The sequence below is a fragment of the Streptomyces abyssalis genome, from assembly GCF_001751365.1.
GTDB classification, from domain to species: domain Bacteria; phylum Actinomycetota; class Actinomycetes; order Streptomycetales; family Streptomycetaceae; genus Streptomyces; species Streptomyces abyssalis.
Genome location: NZ_LJGT01000037.1, coordinates 942,652 through 952,123 on the forward strand (window position 1 = coordinate 942,652; position 9,472 = coordinate 952,123).

Annotated in this window: 9 protein-coding genes; 2 read left to right on the forward strand and 7 right to left on the reverse strand. The window is 70.1% G+C overall.

What is annotated here, in order from left to right:
* Positions 1–158: 158 nt before the first annotated feature.
* Both AN215_RS07220 and AN215_RS07225 read right to left on the reverse strand, forming a co-directional pair.
* The gene (locus AN215_RS07220) at positions 159–1,160 is read right to left on the reverse strand and encodes a LacI family DNA-binding transcriptional regulator (protein ID WP_070009595.1); all 1,002 of its coding nucleotides are present in this window, start codon (positions 1,158–1,160) and stop codon (positions 159–161) included.
* A 6-nt stretch (positions 1,161–1,166) separates the two neighbouring features.
* The gene (locus AN215_RS07225; protein WP_171904137.1) at positions 1,167–1,640 is read right to left on the reverse strand and encodes a VOC family protein; all 474 of its coding nucleotides are present in this window, start codon (positions 1,638–1,640) and stop codon (positions 1,167–1,169) included.
* Between the two features lie 76 nt (positions 1,641–1,716).
* Here AN215_RS07225 and AN215_RS07230 point away from each other — a divergent pair, with 76 nt between their 5' ends.
* Positions 1,717–2,349, forward strand: a complete 633-nt coding sequence (locus AN215_RS07230) for a CGNR zinc finger domain-containing protein (RefSeq protein WP_070009594.1) — start codon at positions 1,717–1,719, stop codon at positions 2,347–2,349.
* Between the two features lie 110 nt (positions 2,350–2,459).
* Here AN215_RS07230 and AN215_RS07235 read toward each other — a convergent pair whose 3' ends face one another.
* The 4 genes from AN215_RS07235 to AN215_RS07245 all read right to left on the reverse strand — a co-directional run bounded on the left by AN215_RS07235 (position 2,460) and on the right by AN215_RS07245 (position 5,939).
* Entirely contained in the window at positions 2,460–3,134 is a 675-nt protein-coding gene (locus tag AN215_RS07235) for a dienelactone hydrolase family protein (protein ID WP_070009593.1), read from the reverse strand.
* Between the two features lie 409 nt (positions 3,135–3,543).
* Positions 3,544–3,621, reverse strand: a complete 78-nt coding sequence (locus AN215_RS30945; protein ID WP_473185046.1) for a hypothetical protein — start codon at positions 3,619–3,621, stop codon at positions 3,544–3,546.
* Between the two features lie 199 nt (positions 3,622–3,820).
* Complete coding sequence (locus tag AN215_RS07240; protein WP_070009592.1) at positions 3,821–5,431, reverse strand: FAD-dependent oxidoreductase; 1,611 nt, start codon at positions 5,429–5,431, stop codon at positions 3,821–3,823.
* Entirely contained in the window at positions 5,424–5,939 is a 516-nt protein-coding gene (locus tag AN215_RS07245) for a MerR family transcriptional regulator (RefSeq protein WP_070009591.1), read from the reverse strand. The genes AN215_RS07240 and AN215_RS07245 overlap by 8 nt, the downstream gene beginning before the upstream one ends.
* Positions 5,940–5,984: 45 nt before the next feature.
* On the opposite strand from AN215_RS07245, the gene AN215_RS07250 reads away from it, so the two are divergent.
* Positions 5,985–6,596, forward strand: a complete 612-nt coding sequence (locus AN215_RS07250) for a class I SAM-dependent methyltransferase (protein ID WP_070009590.1) — start codon at positions 5,985–5,987, stop codon at positions 6,594–6,596.
* 343 nt (positions 6,597–6,939) lie between these two features.
* Here the strand turns inward: AN215_RS07250 and AN215_RS07255 are convergent, their stop codons facing one another.
* On the reverse strand, positions 6,940–9,312 hold the full coding sequence (locus tag AN215_RS07255; protein ID WP_079122769.1) for a transketolase-like TK C-terminal-containing protein: 2,373 nt from the start codon (positions 9,310–9,312) through the stop codon (positions 6,940–6,942).
* Positions 9,313–9,472: the final 160 nt, after the last annotated feature.

The window sequence follows — 9,472 nt, forward strand, 5'->3', positions numbered from 1 at the left end:
ACCGCCACCTCTCCCGCTCCGGCCTCGCCCTGCCTGCACGCAGCAGACTCACGTCACCGCCCGCATCGTGTCAACAGCATTCGTCGAAGCACTTCGACAACGGTTGTGGGCGGAATCCGCTTCTTGCTGGGGAGAGCGGGGGAGCGGGGTCAGCGGCGTCAGGTGGAGCCGCGCCGCACGAGCTCCAGCCTCAGCTTGACCTCCCGCACGGCAGCGGGCTCACCGCCCATGCGCTGCAGCAGCAACTCCGTCGCCGCGTGCCCCGACTCCTCCAGTGGCTGCCGCACCGTCGTCAGCCCCATGGCCTGCGCCAGCTCGCTGTCGTCGAAGCCAGCCACCGCCAGCTCTCCGGGTACGTCGAGGCCCAGCGCCTGCGCCGCCCGCAGCGCACCGGCGGCGAGCGTGTCGTCGCCGGCGAACAGCGCGGCGGGGCGCCGCGGTCCGGACAGCAGGCGCTGCGCCGCGTCAGCCGCCTGGTCCAGTGCGTGTCCGGTGAAGTGCACGTTCTCCGCCGGAAGCCGGTGGCCCGCCTCGCCGAGGGCAGCCCGGAACCCCGACAGCCGCCGCTGTCCGGGAGACACGTATGCGTCGGACTCCTGCGCCTCGCCGAGGAAGCCGAAGCTGCGGTACCCACGCTCCAGCAGATGCTCCGCCATGATGCGGCCGCCTTCGGCGTCGTCCGCATGCACCGAGTCGAAACCGGCACGGCTCACGTCCACCAGCACCGAAGGCAGTCCCAGCCCGGCGAGGCGCCGGGCGGTGCTCTCCTCCAGCGGGAGGCTCATGACGATCAGGCCGTCGAGCCGGCCCGTCAGCGGCAGGCTGTCGAGCAGAGGTGAGGGAGACGTGGCCGCCGACGCGTGGTCGAAGACGACGACTTCCAGCGGCCTGTCGCCCACCGCCCGCAGAACGCCGCTCAGACGCCGGGCCACCGACGGATACGACGTGTACGGGGCGAGCACCCCGATCCGTCCGAACCCCTTGCGAGCCTTAGCGACAGCCTCCGACTTGGGTGTGTAGCCGAGGGAGTCGGCGGCCTGGAGGACTCGACGGCGCGTGCCTTCACTGACACGGGCGGGGGTGTTGAGGGCCAGCGACACCGTGGAGATGCTCACGCCCGCCTCGGAGGCGACGTCGTAGATGGTGACTCTGCGCGGCAACTGCCCTCAGCTCTCCTCGACTTCGGAGCGTGACCACGGCATCGTACTCGGCGCCGTGCGCCCCCTCGGGACAGCCGCGGCCCGGTGCCGTGCCTCGACCCGCCGCAGCACCGTCGCACCGAGCTCCGTCAGCCGCCGCACCTCCGCGTCGACCTGCCCGGGGCCGACGTGCAGATCCATGTGCAGACGGTTCTTGACCTGTTTGGCCTCGGGCACCGCCTGGAAGAGCAGCCGCCTGCCCAGACCCGTACCGCTGGACCCGTCGACGGGGTCGTCGGGATGGCGCACCGCGGACAGCTCCCGCCATGCCTTGTGCCCGTCGACCACGGTGTAGTCGCTCTCGTCCACGGCGCCGAAGCCGATCAGGCGCTCGATGAGCACGCTGTTGTCCTCGACCTCGTAGCCCAGGGCCGTCGCCCAGAACCGGGCGAGCTGCAGCGGGTCGGCGCAGTCGATGACGAGTTTCCACTCGAGAGCCATCCGATCCTCCAGATCCGGCGGGGACGGGACGCGGGCTGGAGACCAGCCCCGATCTGAAACCACTTATAATGGTTACATGACGGCTACGGCGAACGGGGTGGCGCTCCGTTCACCCGAGGGCACGAGCTTCGTCTTCGACGCGGGGGCCCTGTGCCTGGAGTTCCTCACCACCGGAAGTCCGGGAGTCCTCTCCGGCCACGACGCCCTGCAGACTCCGGACGATCTGGCCCGGTGGTGCGCCGCGTCCAGACTGCGCCTCGCGCCCGGCGACCTGCACATCAGCGACGGCGAGTTCCGGGCGGCCCGGTGGCTGCGGGATGCGCTGTCCCGTCTCACCGGGGCCGTCGCAGCCGGCCGGCCGCCGCGCCCTCCGGACGTCGACGAGGTGAACCAGGCCGCGCAACTGCCGCCCCTCGTCCCGCAGATGGCCGCAGGCGGAGCGCACAGCCGGTACCTTCCCGCGGACGCCTTCCAGGTGCTCTCAACCGTGGCCCGCGACGCCGTCGAACTGTTCACCGGCCCTCTCGCGACTCGCGTACGTGAGTGCGGGGCACCGGACTGCTCGCTGGTGTTCGTCGACACCTCACGGCCGGGACGGCGCCGGTGGTGCACCATGGAGCGCTGCGGTAACCGGCACAAGGTCCGTTCGCTGCGTGAGCGCCGCAGCACGGAGACACAGGCCGGGGACGGGGAAGGCGCCGAACGGTGAGAGACGGGCGGCGCTCGTATCCGGGCCGGGCCCCTCGCTGTCAGCTGTCAATTTCCGTCATCTGTCATCTGTCATCGGTTGTCCGTAACCCCCGATCCGTCAATCCGGCGTCACCGTATGCCGTCGTCTCCCGGCTGTATCTCCGACGCATCCTGGAACCACTCACGCGCCGCCGCCGCGACCTGCTCCAGCGCGCCCGGTTCCTCGAAGAGATGCGTCGCCCCCGGTACGACCTCGACGCGGTGCTCCACGTGCAGCAGATCTGCCGCCTCCCGGTTCAGCTCCAGCACCTGCGGATCCCGCCCGCCGACCAGCAGCAGTACGGGCACATCGACCCGCGCCAGCGCGTCACCCGCCAGGTCGGGCCGTCCCCCGCGAGAGACCACGGACACGACCGGACCGGACCGCGCCGCCGCAGCGACCAGCGCCGCCGCGGCGCCCGTGCTCGCACCGAAGAGATGAACGGGCAACGCTTCCGTCACGGGGTGCTTGCCGAGCCAGTCGACCCCCGTGACCGTCCGCTCGCTCAGCAGAGCGATGTCGAACCGGTGTTCCCCGGTGGCCGCGTCGGCACGTTCCTCCTCCTCGCTGAGAAGGTCGATCAGCAGCGTTCCCCACCCGTACCGGCGCAGCTCCCCGGCGACCGCCCGGTTGCGTGGGCTGTGCCGGGAGCTGCCGCTCCCGTGCACGAAGAGCACCACGCCGCGCGGGGACGCCGGTACCTCGAGGTCACCGGGGAGTTCCACACTGCCCGGTACCCTCACAGAGACCGTCTCCGAGATCATCAGCGCTTCCCCTTCCGGCTCGCGGTCACTGCCCTCCGGGGTAGCCGTCCCGCCGCCGGGTCATGCACGTACGTACGTACGGCACCGTCGCCGCCTGCCGGCTGCATCGCGCCGTACGCCCGCCATGCCCAGCCCGCGGCAGTCTTCGCAGGAGCGAACGGATACCACCAGCCGTGACGCCGGATGACGTACCCGTGGAAGGGGCTGTCCGTCGTGACCTTGGCAAGGCGGGTGCGGGGGCGGCGGGGGCCTCCAGCCCCGCTCGGAACGATCACTGCGATCCCGCCGGGACTCAGTCACGCACGAAACGGCCGCCCGCCGCGTGTGTCCGTGCGGTGGGCGGCCGTTCAGCGCCTTCTTGAGCGTCTTCCTCAGCCGTGAAGCGGCATGCGACGCCTGAGGCCGGCCCTCAAGTCTGGGGCTTGCTGCCGTGGTTGGCCGCGTTCTTGCGGCGTGCCTTCTTCTTGCGACGGCGCTTCGACGACATGTCGACTCCTCTCCTTGGTGATTCTCTCCCGGGTGAACCCGTGCAGATCACGGTCACGTGGGCACCTATCCGGCTACGAGGACACCATCCACGCTCTCAGCGTCCGGCACCGGGGGCCGGTGCCGGCCCGGGACGGGCGAGGATACTTGAGCGGCCGCTTCGCACACGAACGGTGCACGCTGGTGTACGGCTGCTTTCTTCAGCCGCCTCGCACCCGGGGCCATGCCCGCTCGACGCCCTCCCGCTCCAGAAGCCGGCAGAACTCCCCGCTCAGCGCAGGTTTCTCGTGCACCTGGTGCGGTTCTGTGCCGCGTTCCAGGCAGAAGGCCGCCAGCAGCGACGACGCCTCGCCGATGTTCCACTCGACGGGATGCAGCCGCAGACAGCCGTTGGAGATGTGTGTGGTGCCGGCGTTCTTGCAGGCGGGGAGAAGGTTGCGCATCCGCACCGGCAGCAGTGCGCCGAGCGGGATCTCGAAGGGCACGCTGGGGATGTCGATGTAGTTGTCTCCGCCTGTCGAGGGGTGCAGGTCGATGCGGTACGAGCCGATGCCCACCGCGTCCTCGTAGCGCGGACCGCCATCCGGTCCGGCCACGTCCGCTGCCACATCGTTCTCGGTGACGGTGCGAAGTGCCCGAATGCGGCGGGACTCCCGTACGTACGGCGCCTTGGCCAGGCCGTCCGCGGTGCCCGTCACATCGGGGCGCAGCCGAAGGCCGGGGAAGCCGGTGCCGCCATCTGGGCGCGGCGCTTCCGTCTGGAGCCAGTACAGCAGGGAACGGCTCAACTCCCTTGCCTGGCCGAGGTGATGGGCAGCGCTCTCGTCGTCGGTCTCGACGATCGGTCCCAGCCAGTAGTCGTTCATCGGCCAGTTGACGAGGGTGATGTCCGAACCGAAGGAGCCCGGCGTGTGCAGTCCGCGGGCGAGGATGCGGCGGAACATCCACAGTTCCCGGTCGCCGTTGTCGCGGGCCGGGTCGGTGAGTTCGTCCACAGGGTCGCCGGCCGGGTTGGGGTCCAGCCACCGCTCGTACGGTTCCAGCGTGCTCGGCACGGGCGCCAGGAACCCCAGCAGCGGGCCCGGCCAGAAATCCGGCTCGTAGGCGCGCCAGCTCTCGTACGAGGCGGGGCGGTCGATGGTGTGATCCTCGCCGTCGTGGTGAGAGAGGGCGAAAGTCACCGTGAAACTCTGGATGTTGGCCGGCTGGGCGTCGGCCGGGGCATGCGGTTCGCCGTGCTCGTCCGCGCTCTCCGCCCCGATGACGTACTCGGCTCCCGCAGCCGGAAGCAGATCACCGTGCTCGGTCGCGTCGAGGAAGAACGGGGCGGTTGCCACGGTGAGTTCACCGTCCGGGCCACGCACCTGGAGCGCCTCGACCCGGTCGCCGTCACAGGCTGCACCGGTCACACGATGGCGCAGCAGCACGGTCAGCCGTCCCGCCGCCACATGCGGTGCCAGCCGGGCCTCGATCACGGACAGCGCGGCGCGCGGCTCGTGGCACAGACCGCTGACCCGTGCCGCACCCGGATTGAGATGCTGCCAGGCCCGTGCCCGCTCCGTCAGGGGATACCACGTGCGGTAGTAGGCGCGTACGTCCTGGCGCAGCTGCCGGTAGGAGGCCGTGCAGCCGAACTGCTCGATCCACGGATGCTCGTCCGGGGGCACGGCCTGCGAGGTGAGCTGACCTCCGAGCCAGTCGGTCTCCTCGACCAGCAGCACCCGGTGACCGTGGCGGCACGCGGCCAGCGCGGCGGCCACCCCTCCCAGGCCCCCGCCGGCGACGACGAGGTCTGCTCGTATCTCACTCATGCCTTCCCTGGTCTCCTTCCGAGCCGGTGTGCGAGCGCCGCCAGGGTTGCGGCCAGAGGAACCCCTTACCGGGCGGCGGCGCTTCATGACCGTGTTCTGCGGCGAGTTCCTCGAAGGTGAGCCCGGCCAGAGCGCGGTCGAGGGTATCGGCCATGAACGGGCAGTCGGTGACGGGGTGTTCGGCCGGGCACTCCAGCGCATGCCGGAGGAAGTGCTGCGCCCCTTCGGCGCGGGCGATCAGCTCGCCGAGCGCGGTGACGGTCCCGGTCACGGCCTGGCGCCACTGGCCGCCGGAGTCGTGGAGGACGGCGCGGGTGTCCTCCAGGCTCATTCCCAGGTGTCGCATGAACTGTACGAATGCGAGTTTTCGGAGTTCCTCCGGCCCGTACATGCGCTGTCCGCCGCGCCGGGCGGTGGGCGTGACGACGTCGCGTTCCTCGTAGTAGCGCAGCGCTGAGGTCTTCAGGCCCAGTCTGCGTGCCGCTTCACCGATCCCGACGAGCTCCATGGCGTCATTTGACTTCAAGCCGACTTGAAGCGCCAGTGTTGCGTCATGGACACCAGTCAGAGCTCGTGGGCCGCCGACCGGCCCGTTACCTCGCCTTTCGCCCGTCCCGCCGGCGTCCTCGGGCGCCTCGCGGGGCGGTTCATGCTGTGGACCAACCGGCAGGAGGAGGTGATCGACCTGCTCGACATCCAACCCGGCGACGAGGTCCTGGAGGTGGGGTACGGGCCGGGTGGGCTGGTGCGGCTGCTCGCGGCCCGGACCGGGGCTGTCCGCGGGGTGGATCCGTCACCTGAGATGCACGCCGCCGCCACCCGCACCAACCGCGCGGCGGTCCGCGCTGGCCGGGTCGTTCTCGGCCTCGGGACGGCGGAAGCGACCGGAGAGGAGGACCGCAGCGTGGACCGTGTCGTCTGCGTCAACAATGTCGCCATCTGGCCTGACCTTGAGGCCGGCCTGCGGGAGCTGCACCGCGTCCTGCGTCCCGGAGGGCAGATGGTGATCGCCTGGCACGGCGGGGCGTCACCGGGGCGTATCGCGCGCAGTCTGCGGCTGTCGGAGGAGCAGTTGCAGCGCATCGAGCAGGGGCTGGGGGTGCTTTTCTCCGGGGTGAGCCGTCATGAGTTGCGTAACCTTGTTGCGTTCAGGGTGATGCGGTGAGTGTCTGTTTGTGTATGTCCTGTTTGCATTGCGCGGGTTTTACGGGCGTGTGGGAGTGACCGCTTGCTGCCGGGGTGGGGTGGGGTGGGGTGGGGTGGTGTGGGGTGGTCGCTGGGTGTGGGTGACTTGGATCCGGGTGGTGTTGTTGCGGCTGTCGGTGTGGGCCGTCGCGCGGGCCCTTGGCGTCGGCGTCGTGTGTGGGGGCGGAAGGGTTGCCGTGGGCGGAGTTTGTGGTGGGTGAAGTGTTGGTGTGCGGCGAGGGGGTCGAGGGAGTCGTAGGCCTTTTCCTGGTCGTGGGTCACGTCGGTGTGTGCAACTGCCGGTCGTGCGCTCTTGATCGTAGTCAGTTCGCCGGTGTCGTCAGTGTGAGGTCGAGTGCTGCGGTGAGGATGCTGTCGGTGTCGATGCCGTGGTGGTGGTGGACGTCGTGGAGGTTTCCGCTCTGTCCGAAGCCGGTGACGCCGAGTGTGCGGCTGGGTACGTGGTGGATGGCGGCGAGGAAGGCGAGGGTGTGGGGGTGTCCGTCGAGGACGGTCACCATGGGGCGGGCCCGCTGGTGGGGGAAGGTCTGGTCGAGGATCCAGTCGGGGCCGTCGTGGAGGCCCTGGCGTGCGCGCAGGGCGCGGAAGAGGAGGTCGGGGCTGGTGATGCAGACGACGTCTGTTCCGGTGCCGAGTTCGTCGAGGCGGTCGGCGGCGTGGAGTGCTTCGGTGATCATGGCGCCCATGGCTGCGATGGTCAGGGAGGGGTTGTCGTGGCGGCGTAGGAGGTAGCCGCCTGCGGTGGACTGGCGGCGGCGTCGTTCCCGGGCGGCGGGGTCGGTGGGGACGGCGGCGAGGGTCTGGTCGACGGGGCGGGTGGACAGCCGCAGGTAGGTGGAATGGCCGTCGGGTTTGCCGAGGTTGGCCAGGCCTGCGAGGAGGCACCATTCGGTGTCGAGGGCGAAGGCGGGTTCGTAGGCGGTGCAGCCGGGCTGTTCCAGACCGATCGAGGGTGTGGTGACGGACTGGTGGGCGCCGCCTTCGGGGGCGAGGCTGACTCCTGAGGGTGTTCCCACGAGGATCGACTGTCCGCCCGCGTACATTCCGAACGACCATGGTTCCAGGGCCCGGCCGACGAACGGGTCGTAGACCACGCCGATGGGCAGCAGTGGTGTGCCCCAGCGGCTCCAGGTGGCTCCCAGTTCGCCCAGCAGGCCGACCAGGTTGGTCTCGGCGATGCCCAGTTCGATGTGCTGTCCGCCGGGCTGTTCGCGCCAGTGGAGGATGGTCTCGGCGTCGTCGGCGAACCAGTCCCGGCGCTGTGTGGGGGACCAGGTGCCGACCTTGTTCAGCCAGCCGCCGAGGTTCGTCGTCGAGGCGACGTCGGGGCAGACGGTGACCACGTGTCCGGCTGCCTGCGGGGCCTGGCGGGTGAGGTCCAGCAGGGCCCTGCCGAGGGCCTGCTGGGTGGAGCCTTTCCCGGAAGGTGTGCGCCCGAAGTCCCGGGGCAGCGGCGGGGGTTGCTGCGGGGGCGGGTCCTGGCGGGACAGTCTCCGTGCTGCGCGTTCGCACAGTCCGGCCTCGGCGCTGCCCGGGGGGAAGCGGGTCCAGGGTGTGTCCGGGTCGGTTCCGGTCCGTGCTGCCAGCTGCTGCATCTGCTCGCCGGTCAGCAGTGCGGAGTGGTTCTGCGGGTGCCCGGCGGTGGGCAGTCCGTGTCCTTTGACGGTGTAGGCGAAGACGGCCGTGGGCCGTGTGTCGTCGATGAGGGAGTAGGCGTCGATGAGGGCGCCGAGGTCGTGCCCGCCGAGATTGCGCAGCAGGGAGACCACCGTTTCGTCGTCCAGTCCGGCCAGCAGCCGGGCGGTCTGCTCGCTTTCCGGGCCGGTGCCGGGCAGACGCTCGCGCAGCTGACCGGCGGTGCAGCGCAGCAGCCGCTGGTATTCGGGGTTGGTCATCGCATCGATGCGGGCGCGCAGTGCGTCACCGCCGGGCCGGGCGAACAGCTCTTCCAGCAGCCGCCCGTACTTGACGGTGATGACCTGCCATCCGGCCGCGTCGAACATGCCCTGCAGGCGGGTCGCGGAGATGTTCGGCACGACGCGGTCCAGTGACTGGCGGTTGAAGTCGATGATCCACACGATCTCGCCGAGGTCGGTCACCGCCGGGTCGAGTACGGCTTCCCAGCAGGCGCCCTCGTCGAGTTCGGCGTCTCCCAGCAGCGAGTACTGCCGTCCCGAACCGCCCGTTGCGAAGCGGCCGTTGACGTAGCGGCGGGCGAGGGCGCCCCAGATCGGGGCGGTCGCGCCGATGCCGACGGATCCGGTGGAGTAGTCGACGGGGTCGGGGTCCTTCTGGCGGCTGGGGTAGCTCTGCAGGCCGCCGAAGCTGCGCAGCGTGGTCAGATGCTGCTCGTCCAGCTCACCCAGGAGGTAGTTGATCGCATGCAGGACGGGCGAGGCGTGCGGTTTGACCGACACCCGGTCCTGGCGGCGCAGTTCGTGGAACCACAGCGCTGTCATGATCGACGTCATCGAGGCGCTGGAGGCCTGGTGGCCGCCGACCTTCAGCCCGGACGGGTTCGGGCGGACGCGGTTGGCGTGGTCGATGACCGACGTCGCCAGCCACAGCACCCGCTGCTCGACCGCTCTGAGTGTTTCCAGGCCGGTCCCGGGGGGCCGGTGTGCGGCCGTGCCGGCCGCCGTGGCCGTCCCTGTTCCGTCGTCCGTGGTCGTCATGCCGCCCGCCCGTTGTCTCCGAAGTCAGCAGATTGCCTCAACATGACAGCAGAGCGATGATGACCGCACAATCATGCCGCGTTCCACTGAGCAATCTGCACGGTGGGGAAGGCGTTCGGGGCTGTGAGGTTGAGCATTGTGACAGGTGAGGAATCCCTCG